Raw genomic sequence first — 24506 nt, 5'->3', positions numbered from 1 at the left:
CGGGTGGGGCTTGCTGACTCCAGGCGCTCTGCACCGATCCCCCACCCGACCTCCTTCGGAGGCCACCCTCCCCACAAGGGGGAGGGACAGGCGGAAAGGGAAAAGTCCCCCGTCCCTCAATCCACGAACGGCTTCTCGATCTCGTAGACGGCGTCTTCCAGCTTGTCGCGGAACAGCTGCTGGGCGTCCTGGACACCCTGGTTGTAATAGTACGGCCCCATCTGCTCGGAGATGAAGTCCAGCAGGAAGCCGGCCTGCAGCGGGCTGGCCTCGCAGTCGAGTTCGCGGTCCAGGTAGCGCGTCAGCTTGTCGAGCAAGGCGTCGCGCTTCTGCTTGTTGAACTCGATCTTGGCCATGGCCGCACCTTATAACTGACGGGGACATGCACATGTGCATGTCCCCAACCGCAGCTACCCCACCGCCCCGAAGCACCAGGCCAGCACCGACTTCTGGGCGTGGATGCGGTTCTCCGCCTCGTCCCAGGCCAGCGAGCGCGGGCCGTCGAGCACGCTGTCGGTGACCTCCTCGCCGCGGTGGGCCGGCAGGCAGTGCAGGAAGACGCCGTCGGGGGCCGACAGGTCCATCAGCGCGTCGTCGACCTGGTAGGGCTCCAGCGCCGCCAGCCGCTCGTCATGGTCGGTGTCGCCCATCGACACCCAGGTGTCGGCCACCACCACGTCGGCGCCGCGCACGGCCTCCTTGGCGTCGTCGGTCATGGTGATCTGGCCCTGCAGGTCGGCGGCGCGCGCCAGGTCGACCAGGTCGGGGTGATAGACCGCCGGACAGGCGATCTTCAGCTTGAAGCCCAGCAGCGGCGCGGCGTGGATGAAGCTGGAGCACACATTGTTGCCGTCGCCGACCCAGGCGATGGTCTTGCCGCCGATGTCGCCGCGATGCTCCTCGATGGTCAGCAGGTCGGCCATGATCTGGCACGGGTGGCTCTTGTCGGTCAGGCCGTTGATCACCGGCACGGTCGAGACCTGGGCGAAACGCTCGACGTCGGCGTGGCTGTTGGCGCGGATCATCACCGCGTCGACCATCCGCGACAGCACCCGGGCGGTGTCCTCGATGGTCTCGCCGCGGCCCAGCTGCATGTCGTTGGCGGTCGAGATGATGCCGCTGCCGCCCAGCTGGCGGATCGCCGCGTCGAACGAGAAGCGGGTGCGGGTCGAGTTCTTCTGGAAGATCATCGCCAGCACGCGGTCGGCGGCCGGGGCGTCGGCGTCGACCTTGCCCTTCGGCCAGCCCGCGCGGGCGGCCTTGCGGGCCTTGGCGTCCTCGAGCATGGCGCGCAGGGTGGCGCCGTCCAGCTTCCACAGATCGATGAAGTGCCGGGGGGTGGTCATGAGCCAATTCCCTAGCTCCGCTCACCCCGGCGAACGCCGGGGCCCATGCGGAGAGTCAGCTTGGGTCCCGGCTCGCGCCGGGATGAGCGGTTTGAAGATTAGGCCGCGACCTTCGCCCGAGCGGCCTCGCAGGCCTTTTCGAGCTTGGCGATGGCCTCGGAAGCTTCCTCGACGGTGAGGTTCAGCGGCGGCAGCAGGCGCACGCAGTTGTCGCCGCCGCCGGCCACCAGCAGCTTCTGGTCGCGAGCCAGGACCATGAACTCGCGATTGTTCGGGATCAGCTTGATGCCGATGAGGAAGCCCTTGCCGCGGATGTCGACGATGACGTCCGGGAAGCGGTCCTTCAGGCCGTTCAGCTGCTGGGTGAAGTAGCCGGCGACCTGTTTGACGTTGTCGAGGATCTCGGGGGTGTTGATCGTGTCGAACGCCGCCTTGCCCACGGCCATGGCCAGGGGGTTGCCGCCGAAGGTCGAGCCGTGGACGCCCACGGTCATGCCCTTGGCCGCCTCGGCGGTGGCCAGGCAGGCGCCGACCGGGAAGCCGCCGCCCAGGGCCTTGGCGATGCACATGATGTCGGGCGCGGCGTCTTCGGCCCACTCGTAGGCGAACAGCTTGCCGGTCCGGCCCATGCCGCACTGGACCTCGTCGTAGATCAGCAGCACGCCGGCGTCGCGGGTCAGCTGGCGCAGCTCGTTCAGCTGGGCCTCGGTCATGGCCCGGGCCCCGCCCTCGCCCTGCACCGGCTCGATGATCACCGCCGCCGTGGTCGGGCTGGCCACCGCGGCCTTGATGGCCTCGATGTCGCCGAAGGTCAGCTGGGTGTAGCCCGGCAGGCGCGGGCCGAAGCCCTCGACATAGCTGGGATTGCCCGAGGCGTTGACCGCGGCGTAGGAGCGGCCGTGGAACGAGCCGTCGAAGCCGAAGATCTCGATCCGCTCGGGCTGGCCGTTGGCGGTGTGGTACTTGCGGGCCGTCTTCAGGGCGCACTCGATCGCCTCGGTCCCCGAATTGGTGAAGAACACCACGTCGGCGAAGCTGGCGGCGCACAGCTTGTCGGCCAGCTCTTCCTGCTCGGGAATCCGGTAGATGTTGGAAACGTGCCAGAGCTTCTCGCCCTGGGTCTTCAGCGCCTCGACCAGCACGGGATGGGCGTGGCCCAGGCCGTCGGTCGCGATGCCCGCCACGCAGTCCAGATAGACGTCGCCGTCGGTCGAGAACAGGCGCGCGCCTCGGCCTTTCTCGAACGCCAGCGGGGCGCGGTTGTAGACGCCCATGATGTGCTGTTGCGAGGGGTTAGACGGCGTCGAACTGCTCAAGACGGCCTCCCAAAAAGGAAAGAAGCCCCCGCGCTTGGAGCGTGGGGACCGGAAGGCTCAGCGTTGTCGGCGCGTAGGCTGGCTCTGTCAACAAACCGGCCGTGAATTTTGGGTGTCAGGGCGTGGAAGCCACACTGTTTCCGGTACCGGGGCGCGCTGCGATTGTTCTGGCGCCCACGCCCCCCCACATTCGTCATCCCCCGACTTGTTCGGGGGATGACGAAGTTTTTGGGTTGAAGAAGCGCTCCCAGGCTTGGGTCAGCTAACTGCCCCCCAGGCTTCGCAGCTAGCCCGGCGGCGGCCCCGCGAACATCCGGCCGGCCACTTCGGGCACGTAGAAGGCGTGGTAGCGGGCCGCGCCTTCCGGCGGCAGCACCTCGACCAGGGCGCGGTTCTCGATCCACAGCTCGACCAGGTCGAACACCCCGCCGCGGTCGCAGTGCACGGCCCGCCAGCCCTTGGCCTGGCCCAGGGCGATGATCTGCTCCGCCGACAGGCTGGAGGTGATGGCCACGTGGTAGCCGCTGGCGTCCTGCGGGTCGCCGTCCTGGCGGATCTGGGTCTCCCACGGCATGACCGTCGGCCCGTCGGCGACCCGGCCGTCGGAAACGCCCCGGCCCGGATGGTGGGCGCTGGTTTCGGGCACCACCTCGACGCCCAGGCCCGAGCCGTCATGGGCGATGGCCACCCAGGCCCCCTCGACCACCGGGAACGGCATGACCATGCCGTCGATGATCTTGCCGAACACCTCGGCGACGCCCTTGGGGTCGCGGGCGGGAATTGAGAAATGCGCGATCATGGCCATTCAGGCCCCCTCTTCTTCGATTTGGTCGGCGGCGATGGGCGTGGAGCCCCGCCGCTTCAGGGCGGCCAGCAAGGCGTCGGTGGCCCAGGCGACGGCGTCCGCCGCCGGTGGGCCGGTCAGGTCCCACTGCTCGCGCAGGGACAGCCAGGCGTAGCCGGAATAGAGCAGTTGCAGCATGGCCGCGGCCTTGGCCCGCTCGCCCTCCGGCAGGTCGGGCGCGGCCTGGGCCACCACCGCCAGGAAGGCTTCGCGGCGTTCGGGGTCCAGGCTGGCCCGGGCGGCGCGCCCCTGGGCCGTGGTCAGGCGGGCGGTGATGTGGGCGGGCGCGGCGTCGAAACTGGCCAGCAGCGGCGCGATCCTGGCCCGCAGGTCCCCGACCGTCTCCGGCAGGCCGGCATTGACGCCCGCCTGCCGGTTGAGGTGCGCCCACAGGGCCCGCAGCAGCAGCTCGCGGCTGGGGAAGTGGCGATAAACGGTCACCTCGGTGACCTGGGCGCGTTCGGCGACGGCGCGATTGGTCGGCTCCTGGCCGCCGCCCTCGTCCATCAGGGCGGCCATGGCCGACAGGATCCGGACCTTGGTGGCCTCGGACTGATCGCGCCGCAGGGACGAGTTGTATGAGCGAACGGTGTTCATGATGTAAGTATGTATTACATCAATTAGCACACCACAACATGAAATGAGCGAGGCCGACGTCGACTTGCGTCCCGAACCCGCTACAGCTTAGGCTTGCGGCGCTCGGGGGAGCCAACGTCGTTCAGGAGACCGCCGATGAAGATCCTCGCCCCTGCCCTGCTCTCGCTCATGGTTCTGTCCGCCTGCGCGACGCCGTCCTCCACGCCCTCCGCGCCGACGATGGCCAAGCCCGCCGCGACGAGCGCCGTGACGGGCGCGGTGTTCTGGCGCGAGCGGATCATGTTGCCGCCGACCACCAAGGTGATCGTGCGCCTGCAGGACGTCAGCCTGGCCGACGCGCCCGCCAAGCTCATCGCCGAGCAGGTGATCGACGGCGTGCGCGTGCCGCCCGCCAAGTTCAGCCTGGCCTACGACCCGGCGACGATCGCACCGAACGCCCGGATCTCGGTCTCGGCCCGCGTGGAGGTGGACGGCAAGCTGCGCTTCATCAGCGACACCCACATCCCGGTGATCAACGGCGGCCCAACGGAGGGCGTCCCGGTGCTGGTGGTTGGGGTCGCGCAATAGCGCTCGACCACCTCCGGCGTCATCCCCCGACTTGTTCGGGGGACCCAAGCCGCGCTGACCGTTTGTCGTTCTGAAACTCAGCTTGGGTCCCCCGCATAAAGCGGGGGATGACGGTCGTTGGGGGAGTGGCTCAGCTCTTCAGCCGGTACCCGCTGCGGAACAGCGCCCAGCACCACAGGAACAGCCCGACCGACAAGGCGGCGGTGACCGCCGCGCCGATCGCGATCGAGCCGTCGGCGTGGCCGATGAAGCCGTAGCGGAAGCCGTCGATCAGATAGAAGAACGGGTTGAAGTGGCTGGCCGTGCGGAACGGCTCGGGCAGCCTGTCGACCAGGTAGAAGGTGCCCGACAGGAAGGTCATCGGCATGATCACGAAATTGGTCACCGCCGCCAGCTGGTCGAACTTCTCGGCCCACAGGCCGGCCAGCACGCCCGTCAGGCCCAGGATGAACGACGCGCCGATCGCGAAATAGAAGATCGCCCACAGGTGCGAGACCTGCAGACCCGCGCCCGGCAGCACGCCGATCACCAGGGCGGTGACCGCCCCGACCACCACGCCGCGCGTCGCCGCCCCCAGGCCGAACGCCGCCACCTGCTCCAGCGGCGACAGCGGCGGGGTCAGGAAGTCCGGCGTCAGCCCCATCATCTTGGCCTGGATCAGCGAGGACGAGGCGTTGGCGAAGGCGTTGTTGAGGATGGCCATCATGATCAGGCCCGGGGCCACGAAATGGCCGAAGCTGATCGTCCCCACCGCCGGGCGGCTGGGCCCCACGGCCACCACGAACACCAGCATGTAGAGCAGCGTCGTCACCACCGGGGCGGCCACCGTCTGGGTGCCCACCTTCCAGAAGCGGCGGATCTCGCGCTGATAGAGGGTGAAGAACCCGCTCCAGTTCCAGCCGTGATAGTCACGCGGCTGCGGGGGAATGACGACGTCCGCCATGTCTTTCATGCGCCTAGGGTCCTGAAACGCCCCGAGCCCTCCAAAGAGGGCTCTAGCTAAGGGTTGGAGCGTGGCGGACGCCGAGACCGGCATCCACGTTCGGCTGCCACGCTCCAGCATGTGCGCCCGAGGCCGCTCCGGCGCAAGCGCTGCCCCGACAGAATCAATATCTAGTTCCTGTGGACAGACACCCTGGCGCCTATTGTGTGTTTTAACGTATTCTTTACACTATCTGGTAGGCCAACCGCCGGCGGGGCGGTTCGTATACCAGATGTAGAGGCTATGGCGAGTCTGGGGTGACCCGCCATGGTCCTTTTTAAAGGCGGAGATGGGTCATGAGCTGGACTGACGAACGGGTCACCACCTTGAAGAAGCTCTGGCTGGACGGTCTGTCCGCCAGTCAGATCGCCAAACAGCTCGGCGGCGTGACGCGCAACGCCGTGATCGGCAAGGTCCACCGGCTGGGCCTGTCGGGCCGCGCCGCGCCGTCGCAACCCGCGCGCCCGGCCTTCAAGGCCCCGCGTCCGGCCCGTCCGGCCGCCACGACGATGCCCTCGGCCCCGCGCCGGGTGATCGCCGCGGAACCGGCCTCGCTGCCGACCGTCGCCGCCCAGCCCTCGGTCCCGGCCTTCCGCGACGAGCAGCCGGGCTCGGCCACCGTGCTGACCCTGGGCGCCCACATGTGCAAGTGGCCGATCGGCGATCCGTCGACCGACGGCTTCACCTTCTGCGGCCGCCGTTCGTCGGACGGCCCCTATTGCAACGAGCACGCCCGGGTCGCCTACCAGCCCCAGCAGACCAAGAAGAAGTCGGGCCCGACCGAACTGGCCCGCTCGCTGCGCCGCTACATCTAGCGACCGGCGACGTTCGGACCGACGCAATCCCGGATGGCCGAGAGGCTGTTCGGGATTTCGTGTGTCTGGGGCCCTCGCCCGGTCGGCAAGCCCCCTGGACGGAGGAGGCGTTCCGACCGCACATGGAACCCATGGCTGAACCCACAGGCTCTTCGATGATGGATCGCGCGCCGCTCACCTCGCCCTCACCACGGGACGGCGGCCTCCGACAAACCCGCCGGAGACCCGCGCGATGAGCCGGCGCGCCATGGTCACGGGCGGGGCCGGCTTTCTCGGCTCCCACCTGTGCGAGGCCCTGCTGGCCCGGGGCCACGAGGTGCTGTGCGTCGACAACTTCTTCACCGGCCGACGGGGCAACATCGCCCATCTGCTGTCACATCCGCGCTTCGAGCTGCTGCGCCACGACATCACATTCCCGCTCTATGTCGAGGTCGACGAGATCTACAATCTCGCCTGCCCGGCCAGCCCCGTTCACTACCAGTTCGACCCGGTGCAGACGACCAAGACCAGCGTCATCGGGGCCATCAACATGCTGGGCCTGGCCAAGCGCACCAAGGCCAAGATCCTCCAGGCCTCGACCAGCGAGGTCTATGGCGACCCGGAGATTCATCCGCAGGTCGAGAGCTATTGGGGACGGGTCAACCCGATCGGCGCGCGCAGCTGCTACGACGAGGGCAAGCGCTGCGCCGAGACCCTGTTCTTCGACTACCGGCGCCAGCACGGGCTGCGGATCAAGGTCATGCGGATTTTCAACACCTACGGGCCGCGCATGCATCCCAATGACGGGCGGGTGGTCAGCAACTTCATCGTCCAGGCCCTGCGCGGCGAGACCCTCACCCTGTACGGCGAGGGCGAGCAGACCCGCAGCTTCTGTTACGTCGACGACCTGATCCGGGCCATGATCCTGCTGATGGACACCGACGACGTGGTGACCGGCCCGATCAATGTCGGCAATCCCGACGAGATCTCGATCCGAGGCCTGGCCGAACAAGTGCTCGGCCTGACCGGATCGGACGGCCGGCTGGAGACCCGGCCATCGCCGGCCGACGATCCCCGCCAACGCCAGCCGGACATCACCCTGGCGCGCGAGGCGCTTGGCTGGGAGCCGACCGTCGCCCTGGAGGACGGCCTCGCCCGCACCATCGACTATTTCCGCCAGCGCCTGAGCGCCGACGCGTTCGCCCCGGACGCGTCATAGTCCGGTCACCCGGCCGTTTTCTCGATGATCAGCTGATAGTCCCGATGCAGCTCGCGGTACTGGCCCGGCCGGGTTGCGAGAAAGGCGTCCACGCCCAGCCTGGGCTTCTGGACCTCGTCCAGGTCCTGGTTCCAGTCGTAGTCGTCGAAGATGACCACGCCGCCGTCCTTGACCATCGGCCAGGTCAGAACGGCGTCGGCCATCACGTCCGCGCTGTGATGGCTGCCGTCGATGAAGACGATGTCGAACATCCGCTCCGAGACGACCAGCCGCGCGAGGCCGCGGAACGACGTCGTCTTGAGCTTCTCGATCCTGCCGCGGAATTCGAGGAGGTTGGCGTCGAAGCGATCCTCGATCTGGCTCAACTGCGACGACCATTTCTCGCGCAGATGGTGCTCGGCGCTTCCCGCGAAAGTGTCGATGCAAGTCAGGTGGCTATTGGGAAAATAGCGCATGAAGAAGACCGCCGACCGGCCCTCCCAGGACCCGATCTCCAGGATGTGGAGCGGCTCCAGCCGACGGCCCAGAAGAAGATCCTCCCAGACGCCCAGGTGGCGCGAGGTCCAATCCGTGGAAAACGTCTTGCCATCGTACCATTCGGCGTAAAGGGGGTTCATCCTGGCTCCTGCCGCGAGGGCCGCAACGACGATCTGATCGTCGCCACCGGTGAAAGCTTCCAGAACAATCGGCGCAGCGCCCGCATATCCGCCACTTCGGGCGGCCGGGACGTCATACGGTCGATCATGTCGCGCACGAGCCGACGGGCGGACCTTCTGTCCTCGGGGCGAACGAAGGGCCGGCGCGCCGCCAGGAACACGATCAGTACGTTCAGGATCGCGGAATAGGCCGTGGCGCGCTGTTCCAGCGGAATATCCTGTCCCCGCAGGAACGTGGTGATGCTTCCCGCACGCGCGTTGTCATAGAGGTCATAGGCAAGCCCTATCCGCGCCCACTCCGCCTCGCGGATCTTGTGGGTCCGGCCCCGAGGGTTGTTCGTCGAGTTCATGACGGTCAGCCCGGCGGTGTTCTGGCGGTAGCGGATGAGCGGCTCGGGCAGATTTCGAGCCCGGCAGTGCGGCATCATGTCGAACCAGAGGTAGTGGTCCTGGGAGACCAGCTCCTCGATCCGGTACCGACCCGCCGCTTCGAACCATTCCCGCCGGAACGCCACGGCCGAATGGTAGAACGGGTTGTGGAACAGGATCGTCCAGCGGATGTCCAGATCCGTTTCCGGCATGGGCTGCAGCTGGACGGGTCGGCCCATCTCTTCGATGAGCATCACCGAACTGCCCACCAACCCAAGGTCGGGGTCGGCGTCCAGCGCCGCCACCAGCGCGCCGATGCGCGCGGGTTCGGCGATGTCGTCGGCGTCCAGGCGGGCGATGATCTCGCCGCGCGCGGCGGCGATGCCCAGATTGGCCGCCGCGGCGGTTCCGATGTTCTCCGGGCTGATGACGGTGCGGATTCTCGGGTCGCGTCGGGCCAGGTCCTCGAACAGCGGATCGTTCCGGTTGCCGTCATCGACGATGATCAGTTCGAGGTCGCGATGGGTCTGCGCCAGGATGCTGTCCACCGCCTCGTCGAGGAAACGGAAGTCCCGGTACACGGTCATGACGACGGATACGCGTGGGCCGGCGGCGGGCGCGGCGTCTGGGGTCGAAGGCGTCAACGATGTCTCTCTGGAGCGTTTTCGAGCGAAGCGGATACCGGTTCGCGTAAGGAAAACGCGTTTGGCGCTGGTGTCGGTGTTGTTCTGGTCATGGCCGCGCCCCCGGGAGAGATTCGATGATAGTGCACGGCCGCCCGGTCAGGCGACTGGCAATCGCCGCGCCCATTTCCCCCTCCGCCCTATCCGTCCTAGATACTGCGTCATGACCGACGCCGCCTCCGATTCCAACGCGCCGGCCTATTCCGTCTCGGAACTGGCCTTCGCCCTGAAGCGCACGCTGGAAACCAGCTACGCCTTCGTGCGGCTGCGCGGCGAGCTCAGCAAGGTCACCCATCACGGCAACGGCCACGTCTACCTGACCATCAAGGACGACAAGTCGGCCATCGACGGCGTCGTCTGGAAGGGCAATGTTCGCGGCCTGGGCGTCCGGCCCGAGCACGGGCTGGAGGTGATCGTCACCGGCAAGATCACCACCTATCCGGCCGGCTCGCGCTACCAGATCGTCATCGAGACCATGGAGGCCGCCGGGGTCGGCGCCCTGCTCGCGCAACTCGAGCGCTTGAAAGCCAAGCTGGCCGCCGAGGGCCTGTTCGCCCCCGACCGCAAGCGCCCCCTGCCCTCGATGCCGGCCGTGGTCGGGGTGATCACCAGCCCGACCGGGGCGGTGATCCGCGACATTCTCCATCGCATCCGCGACCGCTGGCCGTGCCAAGTGCTGGTCTGGCCGGTGGTCGTGCAGGGCGACGCCGCCGCCGGCCAGGTCAGCGCCGCCATCCGCGGCTTCAACGCCATCGCGCCCGGTGGTCCCGTGCCGCGTCCCGACATCCTGATCGTCGCCCGGGGCGGCGGCTCGGTCGAGGACCTGTGGGCCTTCAACGACGAGAGCCTGGCCCGCGCGGTGGCCGAGGGAACCATCCCGCTGATCTCGGCCGTCGGCCACGAGACCGACACCACCTTGATCGACTTCGTCTCCGACCGCCGCGCGCCCACCCCCACCGCCGCCGCCGAGATGGCGACGCCGGTGCTCAGCGAGTTGCGGGCCCTGGTCTCCGACTACGACCGCCGCCTCAGCAACAGCGGCGGCCGGGCGGTGGAGGAGCGGCGCACCCGCCTGGTCAGCGCGGCCCGCGGCCTGCCCCGCCCCGCCGATCTGCTGGCCCTGGCCCAGCAGCGCCTGGACCTGGCGGTGCGCGGCCTGCCACGCCTCGACGACCTGACCGCCCCGGCGGACCGCCGTTTCAAGGAGGTCGCCGCCCGCCTGGACGCGGCCCTGCAGCGCAACACCGACATCCACGCCCGCGACCTGCTGAAGGTCACCGCCCGGCTGTCGCCCGACACCCTGCACCGCCAGCGCAACGACGCCGGCCGCCGGGTCGGCGACTTCGGCCGCCGCCTGGACCTGGCCGCGCGCCGTGTCCCGGAACGCATCGCCCAGCACGCCCGTTTGCCGGCCTTGCAGGAGCGCCTCAACGCCGTCGCCCGTCGCCGGCTGGAGCGCGAGGGCGACCGCCTGGCCGGGCTGGAAAAGCTGCGCCAGTCGCTCAATCCCGAACGGCCGCTGGAACTGGGTTTCGCCCTGGTGCGCAAGGCCGACGGCACGATCGCCCGCTCGGCCGGCGAGCTGGCCAGCGGCGAACGGGTGAACCTGAAGTTCAAGCTCGGCGACCGCGACGCGGTCATCGACGGGGAGAGTTCGGTGGCGGTTCCACCACCGGCCGCCCCGGCCCGTCCAGCGCCCAAGCCTAAGGCGCCGCCTCCGCCGTCGGATCAGGGCAGCCTGTTCTAGTTCCGCCCGCCCCATCTGTTCCCCCGCCCCGGTTTGGCGTAAAAGACCCGCATGAACGCGTTCGACTCCAATCTCGGCAAATCCGGCGGCCCGGCCGTCCTCCACTACGGCGACGGCGAGTTCGCCGTGATGAGCCCGGGGCACTATGTGCTGTGCGCCGTCACCGGCGCGAAGGTCTCGCTGGACGCGCTGCGCTACTGGAGCCCCGAGCTGCAGGAAGCCTATGCCGGTCCCGCCGAAGCCCTGAAGCGCTGGCAGGAGAGCCGGGGCTGAACCGGCGGGGCGCGCTCGTCGGCCTGGGCGCGGGCCTGGCCAGTACGCTTTCCCTCTGCTCCATCGCCCGCGCCGCCGCGCCGGGCCTGTCGCTGTCGGGCCGGTTCGTGCAGGGCGGCTTCGTGGTCGGCCGCACCGCGCCGCGCGCCACCGTGCTGCTGAACGACGTCGCCGTCACCCAGGCCTCGGCGGCCGGCTGGTTCGTGATCGGCTTCGACCGCGACGCCCCACCGCCCGCCCTGATCACCGTCGAGACCCCGGACGGTTCGGCCAGCCACCAGGCGACGATCGCCCCGGGCGACTTCGACATCCAGCGCATCGACGGCCTGGCCGGCGACCAGGTGTCGCCCAGCGACCCGGCCCTGCTGGCCCGCATCGCCGCCGAGAACGCCCGCAAGAGCGCCGGTTTCGCCAGCCGCGTCGACGGCGACTTCTTCCGCACCGGTTTCATCATGCCCGTCGAGGCCACCCGGCGCTCGTCGCGGTTCGGCGGCCAGCGCGTCCTCAACGGCCAGCCCAAGCGCCCGCACTACGGCGTCGACCTGGCCGCGCCGGTCGGTACGCCGGTGGTCGCCCCGGCGGCCGGGGTGGTCAGCTTCGCCGAGACCGGCCTGCACTTCGAGGGCGGACTGATCCTGATCGACCACGGCCAGGGCCTGATCACCGCCTATCTGCACCTGTCGCGCGTCGCCGTGACCGCCGGCCAGTCGGTGACCCAGGGCCAGTTGATCGGCGCCGTCGGCAAGGAAGGCCGCGCCACCGGTCCGCACCTGTGCTGGCGGATGCGCTGGCGCGACCAGAACCTGGATCCGTCCCTGATGGTCGGCTTCATCCCACCTCGCGTGTAAAGCGAGTTTTGTTGGGTCAATTCCCCTCCCAGGGGATCGACAGTCCGTTAACTGTGAAGTATCCCCAGCCATCCCGTTTTTCGTGATGGAGGTCTGCCCGCATGTCCGCGGCGCTCGAACAGCTGCGCTTCCTGCTGGTGGACGACAACCATCACATGCGGGCGATCGTTTCGACGATCCTCAAGGGCGTTGGCGTTCGGCACGTGCACGAGGCGATGGACGGCGCCGAGGCCCTGCAGGTCGTGCGCGACCGCCAGGTCGACATCGCCATCGTCGACTTCAAGATGTCGCCGCTGGACGGCGTGCAGTTCACCCAGCTGGTGCGCAAGTCGCCCGACAGCGCCGACCCGTTCCTGCCGATCATCATGCTGACCGGTTTCGCCGAACGTCACCGGGTGTTCGAGGCCCGCGACGCCGGGGTCACCGAGATCGTCGTCAAGCCGGTCACCGCCCGCTCGCTGCTCGACCGCATCAACACGGTGATCTTCAAGCCGCGGCCGTTCATCCGCACCGCCGACTATTTCGGCCCCTGCCGCCGCCGCCGCGACGACCCGCACTACAAGGGCCCGCACCGGCGCACGTCGGAGCGGACGGTGGAGCTCTAAGCATCCCCCCTCTTCCAGCGGGAGAGGGTTTTCGTGGGCGTGTCTTCAAGTCCTCCCCCCGTGGGGGAGGCGATCGCGCAGCGATCGGAGGGGGGAGTGATCGGCCGATGGCCACGCCCCGGATCAAGGACCCCAAACCTCCCCCCACCGGCCTTCGGCCGCCTCCCCCACAGGGGGAGGGCCTATAGAAGGACCGCCCTACTCCCCCCGCGCCGCCAGCGCCGCATAGACCTCGTTGGGCCAGCGGCGGTGGACCCAGAACCATTCCTCGGGCCGTTCGCGGATGCGGTCTTCCATGAAGGCGTTGACCAGCTTCACGCCGGCCTCGATGTCGGCGGTGCGGTCGCCGGTGTCGGGCAGGACGATCGGGTCGTGGACCACCGCCCGGAACCGCGCGCCCTTGACGCGCTGCACCGACATCGGCTGCAGCACCGTGCCGAAACGGATCGCCAGCCGCGTCGGTCCCGGCGCGGTGCGCACCGGATGGCCGAAGAACGGGGCCTCGACGCCGCCGTTGAACTTCTGGTCGTTCATCAGGGCCACCGACACGCCGCGCTTCATGGCCTCCAGCAGCTCACGCGCGCCGTCGCCGCCCTTGGGCGCGAACAGCCGCACGCCGTAGCGGAAGCGGCTGGCCTTGATGCGCTCGTCGACATAGGGGTTGTTGGCGGCGCGATAGGTCATCTCGCAGGTGACGCCGGAATCGACGATCGCGGCGGGCATCACCTCCCAGTTCGACAGGTGTCCCGAAACGAAGACCACCGGGAGCTGCTCGGCGGCGATCCGGAACAGGCGCTCCTGGCCCACCACCTCGACCCGACCGGTGGACGGCAGGATTCTGTCCATCAGCGGAAACTCGGCGAAGGTGCGGCCCAAACCGTCCCATTGCGCCTTGAGCATCGCCGCGCGCCAGGCCTCGTCCTTTTCCGGGAAGGCCAGAGTCAGGTTGCGCCGCGCCACCTTGTGAGCGCCGCTCAGCGGGCCGAACGTGCGGCCGATCCAGCCGCCGAACGCCGAGGCCGCGTCGACGCCCAGCAGGCGCACGACGCCGATGAACAGGTCAAAACCGAGCGCTTCCGCGCGCCAAAGGAGGTCCTGGGCCCAAGGCCGACGCTTATCCGACATGGACCCTTACTACCCTGCTTCGCGAGCAAGTGGGACTCGGCGCGTCGCCCGATCCGGGCCGGTTTCGCCCGGCACGCGACTTGCGGCCGTCAACCCAGTTCGTTCCGTTTCGGGACGGGGGTAATAATCGGGGCGTGATCTCCATGGGCAACGATATCGACGTTTATCTGGGCAAGCGACTGCGCCGCCGGCGCCGTCTGCTCGGACTGACACAACAACAGCTGGCCGGCGCCGTGGGCGTCCGTTTCCAGCAGATCCAGAAATACGAGTGCGGCGCCAACCGCATTTCGGCGGCGCGCCTGTGGCAGCTGTCCGAAGCGCTCGAGGTTCCGGTCGGCTACTTCTATGACGGCCTGTCGGACCAGGCGCGCCAGGAAGCCGTCGGCGAGGCCGAAGGCGGCGAGATGTTCGCCCGCAAGGAGACGCTGGACCTGGTCCGCGCCTACTACCTGCTGGGCGAACGTCCGCGCCGTCGCCTGCTGGACCTGGCCAAGTCGCTGAACGGCGGCGAACTGGTGGAAGCCTAGGGTTCCGGAGCGCGGAAGGTGGCGTCGAGTCGAAGGGCGGGCTAATCCTCCCGCCATGACGCTCTCCGCCGACCGCCTCGCCCAGCTCGACGCCTTTGTCATCGACCTCAACCGCGTCTCGGCGGCGGCGATCCTGCCGCTGTTCCGGGCCGACCATGGGCTCGAGGACAAGGGAGCGGGCAAGAACCTGCCGCGCGACAGCCATGCGGCGTTCGATCCGGTCACCGAGGCCGATCGCGGCGCCGAGGCGGCGATCCGCGCGCTGATTTCAGAGCGCTATCCCGAACACGGCGTGATCGGCGAGGAGTACGGCGAAGACCGTCCCGACGCCGAATTCGTCTGGGTGCTCGACCCGATCGACGGCACCCGCGCCTTCATCTCCGGCCTGCCGCTGTGGACCACCCTGATCGGCCTGCGCCATCAGGGTCGCCCGGTGCTGGGCTCGATCGGCCAGCCCTATGTCGGCGAGGTGTTCATCGGTTCGGCCGCCGGCTCGCGCCTGATGGCGCGCGGCCAGACCACGCCGATCCGGGTGCGCGAGTGCGCCAAGCTGACCGACGCCGTCATCGCCACCACCGATCCCGAAGCCTGTTTCGACGGCGCCGAACTGGGCGCCTGGCGCCAGGTGCGGGCCGCCGCCAAGCTGGCCCGCCTGGGCTGCGACGCCTATGCCTACGCCATGGTCGCCATGGGCAAGATGGACATGGTCATCGAGGCCGGCCTGAAGTCCTGGGACATCGAGGCCGCCATCCCGCTGATCGAAGGGGCCGGCGGCGTGGTCACCGACTGGCGCGGCCAGCCGGTCGGCCAGGACGGCGGCCAGATGGTCATCGCCGGCGACCCGCGGATCCTGGACGAGGCGCTGGTGGCGCTGCGGCGGTCGGCGAAGTAGGGCCGACGCTAGGCGGCCCGCCACACGGGAAACACCGCGACGTCGGTCGAACTCATGGCTCTCGTCATGGCCTCGAAATCAAAGTCAGGCAGGGCCATCAACTGATCGATGACAACCTGCTCGTCGGTGGCGCCGCCCGGAAAGGCTACGGCGACCCGGTCGTCCGCGCCAAACAGCAGCCACCATAGATCAGCGCCCCAGGGGCCGGAGTCATCAGTCTCGATCACCACGCCGCGAAGGTCCGCGATCGGAAGTTGGTGGTCTTGCCGGTCGGGATCACGCACGGCAATGACCGCACCATCGAACGAGACCACGTAGGCGGCCTCGGGTTCAGGCAGGCGCGGCGGCGCTAGCCTGCCCAATGACTTCAACCATGTCCAAATACTCAAGCAGATTCCCCGACGCCTAGGGGCGCGACGGCGTCCGCCGTTTCGTCGAACGCCGCCCAGAACTTCGCCCGAACATCGTCGGTCTCGATCAGGATTTCGTGGAAGGCGCCGTCGATCTCCAGATAGCGGCCCTTGGGGATGCGGGCGGCGACCGCCCGCTCGTCGGCGACGGTCACCCGGCTGTCGTCACCGGCCCCGACGATGGTCACCGGAATGGCAATGGCCTCCACGCCCTTTGACCGCCGCAGCCAGGCGCAGGCGGAGAACGCGAAATCGGTCCAGCCCCAGGTGATGCCGCCCAGGGCGATGTCGGGATTGGCGCTGACCTGGGCCTGGTAGCGGGCATAGCGCGTCGCGTCGTGGGTCAGGGCGTCCTTGGGGAAGGTCTGGGTGAAGGGGTCGCCCTTGTCGCCCAGCACATAGTCGCCCGCCAGGCCGGCGCGCGCCATGATCCAGGCCAGGGCTCGGGCGGCGCGGGGCGGCTTGCCGCCGGTGTTGAGGCCCAGCATCGGCGCCGACAGCACCGCGGCGGAAAAGCGCGCCTCGCCCTGGGCCAGGACCAGGGCCGTCAGGCAGCCGCCCATCGAGTGGCCCAGCGCGATCCAGGGCTTGGGCAGGCGCGCCTCGAAGGCCGCCAGCAGCGCCTGGTAGTCGGCGAGGAAGGGCTTGAAACCGGCCGCGTGGCCCTTCAGGCGGTCGGGCAGCGCGCGTTGCGACAGCCCCTGCCCGCGCCAGTCGTGGACCAGCACGACGAAGCCCCGGTCCAGCAGGTCCTGGACCACCTCGAAATATTTCTCGATCGGCTCGCTGCGCCCGGGGCTGACCACCACCGATCCTCTCGGCGGACCCTCAGGCGAAAAGAAAGCGGCGCGGAGGGTCGCCCCATCCGCGCCGCTGAACCATTCGGCCTTTCCGTGATCGGGAACGGGCGCCTCGGGAATCGAGACCAGAGACGCCGTCCCGTTCATGGATCAGCGCATCTTCGCGAAGAGGGCCGCCATCTTCGACTGCAACGCCATGGCCGTACCCATGTCCGACAGCTTCAGCTTGCCGGTCATCACCGCCATGGTCGGGTCCAGCGAGCCGGCGCCGATGGCCAGCAGGTCGTCCAGCGACAGGGTCATGGTCAGGTCGGCGGGGGTGTCTTCATTGGTCACGGCGCCGCCATCGATATGGATGACGCCGGTGTCCTTCAGGTCGAACTTCAGGCTCTTGCCCAGACCGCTGTCGTCGCCAACAGCGCCTTTGATACGATCGGTGATTTCCTGCAACGTGGCCATGAGCGCGGTCTCCCTGTCTGCGCGTGGATTCTTCGGCGGCAGACTGGCCGCTGGATCGCGGCGAGTAAACACTGTTTAGACGCGCCCTCGGCTATTTCTTCTTGTCGTAAAACCCCACGCTGGCCGGCATCTTGCCCAGGCGCACCTTGATGGCGCCCTTGAATTGCTCGGGGCGATAATAGGGCATGCCTTCGATGACGGGCAGCGGCTGCGTGCTTCCGTTGGGGAACACGACAGCCCCGGTTTCGGCCTTGGCGAAGGCGATCCCAGTCATGGTCGGCGCCATCATCGCCATCGCTCCGGCCGCCTTGCGGATGGCGGCGTTGGACTCGGTTACCGTAGCGATCAGCTCGCGCGTCTCATAGTCCATCGCCGGCTTCAGCGCTGGATCCAGATCCATGACGATTCCGAACTTGGCGCTCGGCGGCGCTTCGAAGGCGACCTGCACCTTGGCCTGCAACTGGGTCAGGGTCGGTAGGCGTTCGAAGCGCCCCGTGGCGCTGTCGATCGACAGCGGCGTGCGCGCCCCGCCGGTCTCGACCAGCGCCGCCTTCACCCCGACTGGCGGCTTGTCGTCGCGCCGCAGGCTGTAGCTGACCTTGAGCCGCGCCCGCTCGGCGGCGGGGATCTTCAGGAAGGCCTCCAGATACGGAAACACCGTGGCGGCGGGCACGACCTTGCCGGTGTCAGCGCGGGACAGGGGCGCAGCGCAGATGGCGGCCAAAGCGATCAGGCCCGAAAGGGCGGCGCGGCGTTTCAAGGGCGTTCTCATTTCGGTTTGACGAACTTCAGGGTCATGCGGTCGCTCTCGCCGATGGCGTCGTACTTGGCGTGGTCGAAGCCGGGTTCGGCCGGCTCGCCGCGCGGCGCCGACAGCCGGGTGGGCGGCAGGGTCCAGACGCCGAACGGATGGTCCTTGGTGTCCTTGGGATTGGCGTTGATCTCGCTTTCGCCCGCCAGGACGAACCCCGCCTCCTTGGCCATCTCGACCACATAGGCCTGCTGCACGTAGCCGTCGGCCGCCAGGACGTCCTGCACGCGGCCGGGCTCGCCCCGATGCTCCTCGATCCCCAGCACGCCGCCGGGCTTCAGAACGGTGAAGGCGTCGCGGAAGGCCTTTTCGGTCAGGCCGGCCGCCATCCAGTTGTGCAGGTTGCGCAGGAACAGCACCAGGTCGGCCGAACCGGCCGGGGCGACCGGACCGCTGGAGGGGCCGAAAGCGGTGATCGCGACCTCGCCATAGACCTTGGGCTTGGCGGTCAGCTTGTGGCGATAGGCCTCGACGATCTCTCCGGCGGTCGGTTCGTCGGGAAGGTCGGTCTGCAGCGAGGCGGCGTACAGCTTGCCGCCCGTCGCCGCCAGATAGGGGGCCAGGATGTCGGTGTACCAGCCGGCCCCCGGCCAGAACTCGACCACGGTCTGGCCGGGCTTCAACCCCCAGAACTCAAGGCTCTCGACCGGATGGCGCCAGGCGTCGCGGGCCTTGTCGGCGGGCGAGCGCCAGTCGCCCAGGGTCGCGGCCTTCAGGGTCATCGGCTCGGCCTTGGTCGCCGGCTTGGCCGCGGCGACCTTGTCGGCCTTGCGGCCACAGCCGGCCAGGCCCAAGGCGCCGACCCCCGCCAGCAGACCGCGTCGTGACCACCAAAGTCCCTGGCTCATGCTCCCCCCAACATCTCGACTTTCACCAGGATCATGCACGCGACCTTGGCGAAACGGCGCCCATCGGCCTGGCGGGATCAGCCCGGCTTGCGGAAGCGCAAGGTCATGCGGTCGCTCTCGCCGATGGCGTCGTACTTGGCGTGGTCGAAGGCGGGGTCGGCGGGCTGACCGCTGGGAGCGCTCTGACGGACCGGCGGCAGGGTCCAGACGCCGAACGGATGGTCCTTGGTGTCCTTGGGATTGGCGTTGATCTCGGACTGGGCGTCGAGCTTGAAGCCGGCCTTCTCGGCCAGAGCCACCACCGTCGCGGTGGCCAGGTAGCCGTCCGCGCCCTTGTCGGTCTCCGACTTGGGATCGGCCCGATGGTCCTCGACCGCCAGCAGGCCGCCCGGCTTCAGCACCGCGAAGAAGTCGGCGAAGATCTTGTCGGCGACGCCCGGTTGGCCAGTCCAGTTGTGGACGTTGCGGGCGGTGATGACCAGGTCGGCCGAGCCCGGCCCGCCCAGCGGTCCGGCCACCGGCCCGAAGTTGGCGAACTGGACCGTGCCGTACTTGGCCGGATCGGCGAAGCGGGTCTCGAACGCCGCCCTGCCCTTCTTGGCCCCTTCGGAGATTTTCGGATTGGCCAGGTCGGCGACGCCGGCCACGTAGGTTCCGCCAGTGGCCTTGGCGTAGGGGGCGAGAATCTCGGTCCAATAGCCGCCGCCCGGCGACACCTCGACGACCGTCTGCTTGGGCTTCAGCCCCCAGAAGACCAGGCTCTCGTAGGGATGGCGGGCCCCGTCGCGGATCACGCTGGCGGGCGTGCGGTCGGGCGAGGCGATGGCCGCCTGGAGGGCGACGTCGGCGGCCACGGCGGGCGCGGCATGCAGGCAGAGCGCGGCGGCGGCGAGCAACAGGAGATGGCGGCGGTGGGTGATCATCGGGCTCTCCGGGGTTGGGCGCGCTGACCTTAGCCATGGGCGAACAACGATCAAGCGATTCACCGCCGACGCCGCCATTCAACCTCTTGAAGTGAAAAATCGGCGCACCACCTTGGTCTCGAAGGCGCTGGAACCCCGGGCCTTCCAGATCACGGGCGACGCCTATCCAGGGTCACCAAAGGTCTGAACTGATTGAACAACCTTGCTTGAAAAGAAGGATGTGACCATGCGTACGATCGACCTTTCCCCCCTGTATCGCTCCGTCGTCGGCTTTGACCGGCTGGCCGCCCAGCTGGACGCCGCCGCCTCGAGCGAAGCCGCTTCGGGCTATCCCCCCTACAACATCGAACGCACCGACGAGAACGCCTACCGCGTCGAGATCGCCGTGGCCGGCTTCAAGCCGGAGGAACTCGGCGTCGAGGTGAAGGAGAACCTTCTCACCGTCACCGGCCGCAAGCCGGCCAATGACGAAGCCAAGCGCTACCTCCACCGCGGTCTGGCCGCGCGCAACTTCGAGCGCCGTTTCCAGCTGGCCGACTACGTGGTCGTGACCGACGCCGCCCTGTCGGACGGCCTGCTGTCGATCGCCCTGAAGCGCGAGCTGCCCGAGGCCCTCAAGCCCCGCACCATCGAGATCAAGGCGGGCCCGGCGCTGATCGAAGGCGAGAAGGCGGCCTAACCGCGTCGCCGCGCATTACCTTTTCTCCCCTCCAGACTTTTGGGCGGCGTCGCCAGGCGCCGCCCTTTTTCTTTCGGCGACGGCTCATGGCCGGCCCGGATTCAGGCCGGCGTCCGCCGCGTCCGAAGCTGTTCTAGGCTGGCGCCAGGTCCAGGCCCTGGACCTGGGACAGGTCGCAACCGCGCAGACTGGTCTTGGCCAGGCGCGCCCCGGTGAGGTCCGCGCCCCGCAGGTCCGCGCCGTCCAGCACCGCCTCGCTGAGGTCGGCGGCCTGGAGCAGGGCGTAGCGAAGGCGCGTCGCCGTGAGATTGGCCACGGTCTTGCGCTCGGGCCCCAGCGGCAAGGGCGACAACGTCGCCTGGCGCAGGTCGGCCTTGGTCAGGTTGGCCCCCGACAGCTTGGCGCCGCGCAGGTCGGCGCCGCGCAGGTTGGCGGTGCGCAGGTCGGCGTTCTGCAGGTTCGCGCCCTGAAGCTGGGCTCCCGAAAGGTCGATGCCGACCATGCAGGCCCCGACCGCGCTCATCGCCGTCAGGCGCAGCCCCTTCAGCCGGTCGCCCAGCGGCCGCAGGTCCTCGCCGTCGAGACGGGCCGGCGCGCCCTCCTTGCCGCCGGTCCGGCACCAGGCCTGATTGGCCAGACAGCGCTGGTGGATCTCGTCGGCCCGCGCCACCGCCTCGGCGGTGGAGGACGCCAGGCAGCCCCGCATCTCCGCGCCGCTGGTCCGGGCGCCGGAGGTGTCGACCCCGGTCATCACCGCGCCGGTGAAATTGGCGCCTTCCAGGTTGGCGCCGCTGACGTCGGCCCCGTCGAGAATGGCCCCGGTCAGGTTGGCGTCCTTGAGGTTTGCGCCCGAGAGTTTGGCGCCGCGCAGCGAACAGTCGCTGAAATCGGCCTTGAACGCCGAAACGCCCGAGAACTGCGAACCGTCGAGCGTCGCCCCGGAAAAATTGACCTCGTCGACCTCACCGGTGCGGGCCTCGTGGCGGCAGGACTCCAATCCCTTGCGCGGATGCGGGACGGCCACCTGGCCTTCACGGAAGTCGGCCTGGGTCAGGTCGGCCTGGGAAAGGTTGGCGCCGCGCAGGCAGGCGCCGCGCAGGTCGGCGCGGATCAGGATCGCCTGGCGCAGGTCGGCCTTGCGCAGGTCGGCGCCGAACAGGCTGGCGCGTTCCAGCTTGGTGCGGACCATGCGGCAGCCGTCGAGGACCGAGGCCGACAGGTCGGCGTCGGCCAGGTTGCGGAACGACAGGTCCAGGCCCGACAGGTTCATGAACCGCAGTGAGGCGCGCTTGCCGCCCTGCTTGCCGGTGACGAACTTCTCGTGGGCCGTGACGATCATGTCGAGCTCGGCCTGACTCAGCCGCCGACGTCCAGCAATGCTCAGCGCCGCCGTCATGTTCCCCCAAAGCTCCCCCGAACCCGTTGATCGGGCTACAGAATAGCCAGGACCAACGAGCGAAGCGTTAAAGCCGCGTCGCTTTGTCGCAACTTACGAACATTCAGCTGAAGAAACGCGTCGCCGACCGCTTCAGATCACGTCGTCCAGACCGCGCGCGCCCATGCGGATCGCGCCGGTGATGTCGATGTCCTTGAGCAGGGCGTTGGTGAAATTGGCGCGCGACAGGTCCGCGCCGCTCAGACAGGCCTGGCGCAGATCGGCGCGCGCGAAGTCGGCGTTGGTCAGCAGGGCGCCGGTCAGGTCGCTGGGCAGCAGGCGATCGCGGCCGATCAGCAGCGGCCCCAGTTGCGCCTCGCGCAGGTCCGATCCCGCCAGCTTGGCGCCCTTCAGCCGCGCCCCGCGCAGGTCGGCCCGGCGCAGGTTGCAGGATCGCAGGTCGGCGCCTTCCAGCTGCGCGCCCTGCATCTGCACGCTCTCCATGTCGAGGCCGTAGAACACCGCCCCCTTGGCCGACAGGGCCGTCAGGTTGAAGCCGCGCACCGACTTGAGATTGCGCAGGTCGGCCCTGTCGAACACCGACGGCTTGCCCTCCGCGCCGCCGGTCTCGCACCAGCGCGCGTGGTCGGCGATCATCTGCTCGTAGGGCATGTCGGAAACGTCGGTGCCCGACGCCTTGTCGGTCAGGGCGCCGTCCAGATTGGTGTCGTTGATGTTCCACGACATCGTCTTGGCGCCCACCAGCACCGCGTTGCGCAGGTCCGCGCCGGTCAGGTTGGCGCCGGAAAGGTCCGCCCCCGCCAGGTTGGCGCCGTTGAAATTGGCCTGCTTGAGGTTGGCGCGCACCAGCTTGGCGTCCTTGAGGATCGCGTCGCTGAAGTCGGCCTTGGTGGCGATGATGCCCGACAGCCGCGAGCGTTCCAGGTTGGCCCCGGCCAGGATCGCGCCATGGGCCTGGGCCTCGCGCTGCTGGGGTTCGAGAACCCGGTAGCCTTCCTTGCGGTCGGCGGCGGCGATCTGGCCTTCGCGCAGGTCGGCCTCGAACAGGTCGGCGCCGGTCAGGTTGGCGCCCCGAAGGCTGGAGCCGCGCAGGTCGCAGCGCCGCATCGAGGCGTCGGTCAGGTCCGAGCCCTGCAGGTCGGCGCCGTAGAGGCTGGCGTTGTCGAGCTTGGTGCGTCGCAGGTCGCATCCGACCAGCAGGGCGCCGGTGAAGTCGGCGTCACACAGATTGCGACCGGTGACCGACAGGCCGGACAGATCGCAGAAGGCGAACACCGCGCGCGCCCCTCCCAGCCGAGCCGACCACAGGCGGTCATGCTTGGCGCAGATCAGGTCTACGTCGTGTTGCGTCAGGCGTCGATGCTCTTGGCCTGCCGCGGGTGGGGCGTTCATGGCTGCTCGTGTCGATTCCCCGAAGGGCCAGGCGAACAGAATGCGCGGACCCGCATTAACGCTGCGTTTCCAAGCCTTTCGGGGCGACCGCAGGTCGCCCCTCGGCCTGTCCTCAACCTGCCGTCGGAAGCGGCTGGGCGCGCGACTCGTCGAGATAGCGGGCGCCGGTCGGCTTCAGATCGCCGTCCAGATCGATGACCAGCGGATTGCCGGTGGGGATCTCGACATGGACGATCTCGGAGTCGGGCACGTTGAACAGGTGCTTGACGATGGCGCGCAGCGAGTTGCCGTGGGCGGCCACCAGGATCGTCTCGCCGGCCTTGAGCTTGGGCGCGATCTCGGCTTCCCAATAGGGCAGGACGCGGACCAGGGTGGTCTTCAGGCTCTCGGTGGCCGGCAGGTCCATGCCCGCGTAGCGACGGTCCTGGTTGAAGTCGTATTCGCCGCCCGGGGCCAGTTCCGGCGGCGGGATGTCGTAGGACCGGCGCCAGATGGTGACCTGCTCCTCGCCATGCTTCTCGGCGGTCTCGGCCTTGTTCAGGCCTGTCAGGCCGCCGTAGTGGCGCTCGTTCAGCCGCCAGTCCTTGGTCACCGGCACGAAGCTCTGGCCCGCCGCGTCCAGCGCCAGGTTGCAGGTGCGGATCGCGCGGGTCTGGACCGAGGTGTAGGCCTCGTCGAGTTCGACGCCGGCGGCCTTGATCAGTTCACCGCCCTTGCGGGCCTGGGCCTCGCCTTCGGCGGTCAGATCCACGTCCACCCAGCCGGTGAAGCGGTTTTCGAGATTCCACTGGCTTTGGCCGTGGCGGAGCAGGACGAGGACGGGCATCAGGCCTCCAAGATGTGTCGCAGGCGGGCTAAGCCCCAGGGGACCTTGCGTCAAGCGCCCCGCCCTTCTCTCGCACCCCTCTCCCTGTTTAAAAAAAAGCGGCGTGCTATAGGCAGGCCATGCCCGATCGCATCTTCATGCCGCTCATGGCGCTCATCGGCCTGGCCATGATCGCCTTCTCCCTGGTCTGGCCTCAAGGCTACGGCGACCGTTCGCCCCCGCCGTGGGGAACGGTGCCCATCCAGCAGACGCCCGAGATGCGCGCCAAGATCCAGCGCGAGAAGGACGCCGCCGCCCTGCGCGAACAGCAGGCCAGGCAGCAGGTGAGCGACGCCCGCGCCGCGGAAGCGGGGCAATGAGCGCCTTCGACGCGATCGTCGTCGGCCAGCGGGTTCTGAACGCCGAGGCGCAGGCCCTATGCCAGCTGTCCGCCGCGCTCGACGAATCGTTCGTCCGCGCCGTGGAGGCGCTGTTCGACGCCAAGGGCCGGGTGGTCTGCACCGGCATCGGCAAGTCCGGCCACGTGGCGCGCAAGATCGCCGCCACCCTGGCCTCCACCGGCTCCCCCCCCA

30 protein-coding genes and 1 pseudogene are annotated in these 24506 nt (G+C 68.7%); 13 read left to right on the top strand and 18 right to left on the bottom strand.

The genetic code is table 11. From position 1 onward, the window contains the following. Nucleotides 1-116 precede the first annotated feature (116 nt). From PMI01_RS11990 to PMI01_RS11970, 5 genes are all read right to left on the bottom strand, one after another. The gene (locus tag PMI01_RS11990; RefSeq protein WP_007668579.1) at nt 117-356 is read right to left on the bottom strand and encodes a DUF2164 domain-containing protein; all 240 of its coding nucleotides are present in this window, start codon (nt 354-356) and stop codon (nt 117-119) included. A gap of 54 nt (nt 357-410) precedes the next feature. Then, on the bottom strand, nt 411-1346 hold the full coding sequence (argF, locus tag PMI01_RS11985) for an ornithine carbamoyltransferase (protein WP_007668576.1): 936 nt from the start codon (nt 1344-1346) through the stop codon (nt 411-413). 98 nt (nt 1347-1444) lie between these two features. Next, on the bottom strand, nt 1445-2620 hold the full coding sequence (locus PMI01_RS11980) for an aspartate aminotransferase family protein (RefSeq protein ID WP_051989958.1): 1176 nt from the start codon (nt 2618-2620) through the stop codon (nt 1445-1447). A gap of 328 nt (nt 2621-2948) precedes the next feature. Next, a complete protein-coding gene (locus tag PMI01_RS11975; RefSeq protein WP_007668574.1) occupies nt 2949-3467 on the bottom strand; it encodes a hypothetical protein in 519 nt (172 codons plus the stop codon). Then, on the bottom strand, nt 3468-4103 hold the full coding sequence (locus PMI01_RS11970; protein WP_007668572.1) for a TetR/AcrR family transcriptional regulator: 636 nt from the start codon (nt 4101-4103) through the stop codon (nt 3468-3470). It lies immediately after the preceding gene. Nucleotides 4104-4238: 135 nt separating this feature from the next. Between PMI01_RS11970 and PMI01_RS11965 the strand changes: the two genes are divergently transcribed. Next, nucleotides 4239-4670, top strand: a complete 432-nt coding sequence (locus tag PMI01_RS11965; protein WP_007668570.1) for a YbaY family lipoprotein — start codon at nt 4239-4241, stop codon at nt 4668-4670. A gap of 130 nt (nt 4671-4800) precedes the next feature. Here PMI01_RS11965 and PMI01_RS11960 read toward each other — a convergent pair whose 3' ends face one another. Continuing rightward, on the bottom strand, nt 4801-5622 hold the full coding sequence (locus tag PMI01_RS11960) for an ABC transporter permease (RefSeq protein WP_007668567.1): 822 nt from the start codon (nt 5620-5622) through the stop codon (nt 4801-4803). 326 nt (nt 5623-5948) lie between these two features. Here PMI01_RS11960 and PMI01_RS11955 point away from each other — a divergent pair, with 326 nt between their 5' ends. Beyond that, a complete protein-coding gene (locus PMI01_RS11955) occupies nt 5949-6467 on the top strand; it encodes a cell cycle sigma 70 cofactor GcrA (protein ID WP_007668565.1) in 519 nt (172 codons plus the stop codon). A 232-nt stretch (nt 6468-6699) separates the two neighbouring features. Continuing rightward, nucleotides 6700-7665 carry a UDP-glucuronic acid decarboxylase family protein gene (locus PMI01_RS11950; protein ID WP_007668563.1) on the top strand — a complete coding sequence of 322 codons (966 nt, stop codon included), beginning with the start codon at nt 6700-6702 and terminating at the stop codon, nt 7663-7665. A gap of 5 nt (nt 7666-7670) precedes the next feature. Here the strand turns inward: PMI01_RS11950 and PMI01_RS11945 are convergent, their stop codons facing one another. Then, the gene (locus PMI01_RS11945) at nt 7671-8282 is read right to left on the bottom strand and encodes a class I SAM-dependent methyltransferase (RefSeq protein ID WP_007668561.1); all 612 of its coding nucleotides are present in this window, start codon (nt 8280-8282) and stop codon (nt 7671-7673) included. Further along, nucleotides 8279-9334: a glycosyltransferase gene (locus PMI01_RS26055; RefSeq protein ID WP_157223765.1), complete on the bottom strand. Its 1056-nt coding sequence runs from the start codon at nt 9332-9334 to the stop codon at nt 8279-8281. Before PMI01_RS26055 ends, PMI01_RS11945 begins: the two co-directional genes overlap by 4 nt. A 202-nt stretch (nt 9335-9536) precedes the next feature. Between PMI01_RS26055 and xseA the strand changes: the two genes are divergently transcribed. The 4 genes from xseA to PMI01_RS11920 all read left to right on the top strand — a co-directional run bounded on the left by xseA (nt 9537) and on the right by PMI01_RS11920 (nt 12846). After that, nucleotides 9537-11120, top strand: coding sequence for an exodeoxyribonuclease VII large subunit (gene xseA / locus PMI01_RS11935; RefSeq protein ID WP_007668557.1), 1584 nt, complete (start codon nt 9537-9539; stop codon nt 11118-11120). Between the two features lie 51 nt (nt 11121-11171). Beyond that, nucleotides 11172-11393, top strand: coding sequence for a DUF2093 domain-containing protein (locus PMI01_RS11930; RefSeq protein WP_007668555.1), 222 nt, complete (start codon nt 11172-11174; stop codon nt 11391-11393). Between the two features lie 107 nt (nt 11394-11500). After that, complete coding sequence (locus PMI01_RS11925) at nt 11501-12241, top strand: M23 family metallopeptidase (RefSeq protein ID WP_051989957.1); 741 nt, start codon at nt 11501-11503, stop codon at nt 12239-12241. Nucleotides 12242-12342: 101 nt separating this feature from the next. Next, the gene (locus PMI01_RS11920; RefSeq protein WP_007668550.1) at nt 12343-12846 is read left to right on the top strand and encodes a response regulator; all 504 of its coding nucleotides are present in this window, start codon (nt 12343-12345) and stop codon (nt 12844-12846) included. 198 nt (nt 12847-13044) lie between these two features. Here PMI01_RS11920 and PMI01_RS11915 read toward each other — a convergent pair whose 3' ends face one another. Further along, nucleotides 13045-13971 carry a lysophospholipid acyltransferase family protein gene (locus tag PMI01_RS11915; protein WP_007668548.1) on the bottom strand — a complete coding sequence of 309 codons (927 nt, stop codon included), beginning with the start codon at nt 13969-13971 and terminating at the stop codon, nt 13045-13047. 143 nt (nt 13972-14114) lie between these two features. Between PMI01_RS11915 and PMI01_RS11910 the strand changes: the two genes are divergently transcribed. Together PMI01_RS11910 and hisN are read left to right on the top strand one after the other, a co-directional pair. Further along, nucleotides 14115-14498, top strand: a complete 384-nt coding sequence (locus tag PMI01_RS11910; protein ID WP_007668545.1) for a helix-turn-helix domain-containing protein — start codon at nt 14115-14117, stop codon at nt 14496-14498. Nucleotides 14499-14553: 55 nt separating this feature from the next. After that, nucleotides 14554-15390: a histidinol-phosphatase gene (hisN, locus tag PMI01_RS11905; RefSeq protein ID WP_007668541.1), complete on the top strand. Its 837-nt coding sequence runs from the start codon at nt 14554-14556 to the stop codon at nt 15388-15390. A gap of 8 nt (nt 15391-15398) precedes the next feature. Here hisN and PMI01_RS11900 read toward each other — a convergent pair whose 3' ends face one another. The 6 genes from PMI01_RS11900 to PMI01_RS11875 all read right to left on the bottom strand — a co-directional run bounded on the left by PMI01_RS11900 (nt 15399) and on the right by PMI01_RS11875 (nt 19641). After that, nucleotides 15399-15779 carry a hypothetical protein gene (locus tag PMI01_RS11900; protein ID WP_202948080.1) on the bottom strand — a complete coding sequence of 127 codons (381 nt, stop codon included), beginning with the start codon at nt 15777-15779 and terminating at the stop codon, nt 15399-15401. Next, complete coding sequence (locus PMI01_RS11895; protein ID WP_007668529.1) at nt 15776-16747, bottom strand: alpha/beta fold hydrolase; 972 nt, start codon at nt 16745-16747, stop codon at nt 15776-15778. Before PMI01_RS11895 ends, PMI01_RS11900 begins: the two co-directional genes overlap by 4 nt. 3 nt (nt 16748-16750) lie before the next feature. Beyond that, complete coding sequence (locus tag PMI01_RS11890; RefSeq protein ID WP_007668526.1) at nt 16751-17059, bottom strand: SCP2 sterol-binding domain-containing protein; 309 nt, start codon at nt 17057-17059, stop codon at nt 16751-16753. 91 nt (nt 17060-17150) lie between these two features. Continuing rightward, a complete protein-coding gene (locus PMI01_RS11885; RefSeq protein ID WP_035035947.1) occupies nt 17151-17819 on the bottom strand; it encodes a hypothetical protein in 669 nt (222 codons plus the stop codon). Nucleotides 17820-17827: 8 nt separating this feature from the next. Continuing rightward, complete coding sequence (locus PMI01_RS11880; RefSeq protein ID WP_007668520.1) at nt 17828-18718, bottom strand: class I SAM-dependent methyltransferase; 891 nt, start codon at nt 18716-18718, stop codon at nt 17828-17830. A 77-nt stretch (nt 18719-18795) separates the two neighbouring features. Then, on the bottom strand, nt 18796-19641 hold the full coding sequence (locus PMI01_RS11875) for a class I SAM-dependent methyltransferase (RefSeq protein WP_007668518.1): 846 nt from the start codon (nt 19639-19641) through the stop codon (nt 18796-18798). Here PMI01_RS11875 and PMI01_RS27110 point away from each other — a divergent pair. Then, on the top strand, nt 19634-19828 hold the full coding sequence (locus PMI01_RS27110) for a hypothetical protein (RefSeq protein ID WP_157223764.1): 195 nt from the start codon (nt 19634-19636) through the stop codon (nt 19826-19828). The two genes, PMI01_RS11875 and PMI01_RS27110, sit on opposite strands and share 8 nt — an antisense overlap. Before the next feature lie 39 nt (nt 19829-19867). Continuing rightward, on the top strand, nt 19868-20320 hold the full coding sequence (locus tag PMI01_RS11870; RefSeq protein ID WP_007668516.1) for an Hsp20 family protein: 453 nt from the start codon (nt 19868-19870) through the stop codon (nt 20318-20320). 133 nt (nt 20321-20453) lie between these two features. On the opposite strand, the gene PMI01_RS11865 is transcribed toward PMI01_RS11870, so the two are convergent. The 3 genes from PMI01_RS11865 to gpmA all read right to left on the bottom strand — a co-directional run bounded on the left by PMI01_RS11865 (nt 20454) and on the right by gpmA (nt 23934). After that, nucleotides 20454-21716, bottom strand: coding sequence for a pentapeptide repeat-containing protein (locus PMI01_RS11865; RefSeq protein ID WP_007668513.1), 1263 nt, complete (start codon nt 21714-21716; stop codon nt 20454-20456). Between the two features lie 132 nt (nt 21717-21848). Then, nucleotides 21849-23108, bottom strand: coding sequence for a pentapeptide repeat-containing protein (locus PMI01_RS11860; protein WP_035035945.1), 1260 nt, complete (start codon nt 23106-23108; stop codon nt 21849-21851). A 112-nt stretch (nt 23109-23220) separates the two neighbouring features. Further along, the gene (gene gpmA, locus PMI01_RS11855; RefSeq protein ID WP_007668509.1) at nt 23221-23934 is read right to left on the bottom strand and encodes a 2,3-diphosphoglycerate-dependent phosphoglycerate mutase; all 714 of its coding nucleotides are present in this window, start codon (nt 23932-23934) and stop codon (nt 23221-23223) included. Between the two features lie 119 nt (nt 23935-24053). Between gpmA and PMI01_RS11850 the strand changes: the two genes are divergently transcribed. Next, complete coding sequence (locus PMI01_RS11850; RefSeq protein ID WP_007668507.1) at nt 24054-24293, top strand: hypothetical protein; 240 nt, start codon at nt 24054-24056, stop codon at nt 24291-24293. Further along, a pseudogene (locus PMI01_RS11845) lies at nt 24290-24506 on the top strand (KpsF/GutQ family sugar-phosphate isomerase); the annotation flags it as partial. The gene PMI01_RS11850 and the pseudogene PMI01_RS11845, both read left to right, overlap by 4 nt.

This window comes from Caulobacter sp. AP07 (genome assembly GCF_000281955.1).
Classification (GTDB): Bacteria; Pseudomonadota; Alphaproteobacteria; order Caulobacterales; family Caulobacteraceae; genus Caulobacter.
The sequence above is the reverse complement of the archived record's forward strand: the minus strand, read 5'-3'. Positions and strand labels throughout refer to the sequence as shown.

What these genes read in the sequence shown, in the direction of transcription:
- PMI01_RS11960 (WP_007668567.1), bottom strand. Translation starts at nt 5,622, where the DNA reads ATGAAAGACATGGCGGACGTCGTCATTCCCCCGCAGCCGCGTGACTAT.
- PMI01_RS11930 (WP_007668555.1), top strand. Translation starts at nt 11,172, where the DNA reads ATGAACGCGTTCGACTCCAATCTCGGCAAATCCGGCGGCCCGGCCGTC.
- PMI01_RS11890 (WP_007668526.1), bottom strand. Translation starts at nt 17,059, where the DNA reads ATGGCCACGTTGCAGGAAATCACCGATCGTATCAAAGGCGCTGTTGGC.
- PMI01_RS11970 (WP_007668572.1), bottom strand. Translation starts at nt 4,103, where the DNA reads ATGAACACCGTTCGCTCATACAACTCGTCCCTGCGGCGCGATCAGTCC.
- PMI01_RS11945 (WP_007668561.1), bottom strand. Translation starts at nt 8,282, where the DNA reads ATGAACCCCCTTTACGCCGAATGGTACGATGGCAAGACGTTTTCCACG.
- PMI01_RS11895 (WP_007668529.1), bottom strand. Translation starts at nt 16,747, where the DNA reads ATGAACGGGACGGCGTCTCTGGTCTCGATTCCCGAGGCGCCCGTTCCC.
- PMI01_RS11975 (WP_007668574.1), bottom strand. Translation starts at nt 3,467, where the DNA reads ATGGCCATGATCGCGCATTTCTCAATTCCCGCCCGCGACCCCAAGGGC.
- PMI01_RS11980 (WP_051989958.1), bottom strand. Translation starts at nt 2,620, where the DNA reads ATGGGCGTCTACAACCGCGCCCCGCTGGCGTTCGAGAAAGGCCGAGGC.
- PMI01_RS11955 (WP_007668565.1), top strand. Translation starts at nt 5,949, where the DNA reads ATGAGCTGGACTGACGAACGGGTCACCACCTTGAAGAAGCTCTGGCTG.
- gpmA (WP_007668509.1), bottom strand. Translation starts at nt 23,934, where the DNA reads ATGCCCGTCCTCGTCCTGCTCCGCCACGGCCAAAGCCAGTGGAATCTC.
- PMI01_RS11870 (WP_007668516.1), top strand. Translation starts at nt 19,868, where the DNA reads ATGCGTACGATCGACCTTTCCCCCCTGTATCGCTCCGTCGTCGGCTTT.
- PMI01_RS11965 (WP_007668570.1), top strand. Translation starts at nt 4,239, where the DNA reads ATGAAGATCCTCGCCCCTGCCCTGCTCTCGCTCATGGTTCTGTCCGCC.
- PMI01_RS11880 (WP_007668520.1), bottom strand. Translation starts at nt 18,718, where the DNA reads ATGAGCCAGGGACTTTGGTGGTCACGACGCGGTCTGCTGGCGGGGGTC.
- PMI01_RS11875 (WP_007668518.1), bottom strand. Translation starts at nt 19,641, where the DNA reads ATGATCACCCACCGCCGCCATCTCCTGTTGCTCGCCGCCGCCGCGCTC.
- PMI01_RS11850 (WP_007668507.1), top strand. Translation starts at nt 24,054, where the DNA reads ATGCCCGATCGCATCTTCATGCCGCTCATGGCGCTCATCGGCCTGGCC.
- PMI01_RS11865 (WP_007668513.1), bottom strand. Translation starts at nt 21,716, where the DNA reads ATGACGGCGGCGCTGAGCATTGCTGGACGTCGGCGGCTGAGTCAGGCC.
- xseA (WP_007668557.1), top strand. Translation starts at nt 9,537, where the DNA reads ATGACCGACGCCGCCTCCGATTCCAACGCGCCGGCCTATTCCGTCTCG.
- PMI01_RS11920 (WP_007668550.1), top strand. Translation starts at nt 12,343, where the DNA reads ATGTCCGCGGCGCTCGAACAGCTGCGCTTCCTGCTGGTGGACGACAAC.
- PMI01_RS11990 (WP_007668579.1), bottom strand. Translation starts at nt 356, where the DNA reads ATGGCCAAGATCGAGTTCAACAAGCAGAAGCGCGACGCCTTGCTCGAC.
- PMI01_RS11910 (WP_007668545.1), top strand. Translation starts at nt 14,115, where the DNA reads ATGGGCAACGATATCGACGTTTATCTGGGCAAGCGACTGCGCCGCCGG.
- PMI01_RS11950 (WP_007668563.1), top strand. Translation starts at nt 6,700, where the DNA reads ATGAGCCGGCGCGCCATGGTCACGGGCGGGGCCGGCTTTCTCGGCTCC.
- PMI01_RS11915 (WP_007668548.1), bottom strand. Translation starts at nt 13,971, where the DNA reads ATGTCGGATAAGCGTCGGCCTTGGGCCCAGGACCTCCTTTGGCGCGCG.
- hisN (WP_007668541.1), top strand. Translation starts at nt 14,554, where the DNA reads ATGACGCTCTCCGCCGACCGCCTCGCCCAGCTCGACGCCTTTGTCATC.
- PMI01_RS11860 (WP_035035945.1), bottom strand. Translation starts at nt 23,108, where the DNA reads ATGAACGCCCCACCCGCGGCAGGCCAAGAGCATCGACGCCTGACGCAA.
- argF (WP_007668576.1), bottom strand. Translation starts at nt 1,346, where the DNA reads ATGACCACCCCCCGGCACTTCATCGATCTGTGGAAGCTGGACGGCGCC.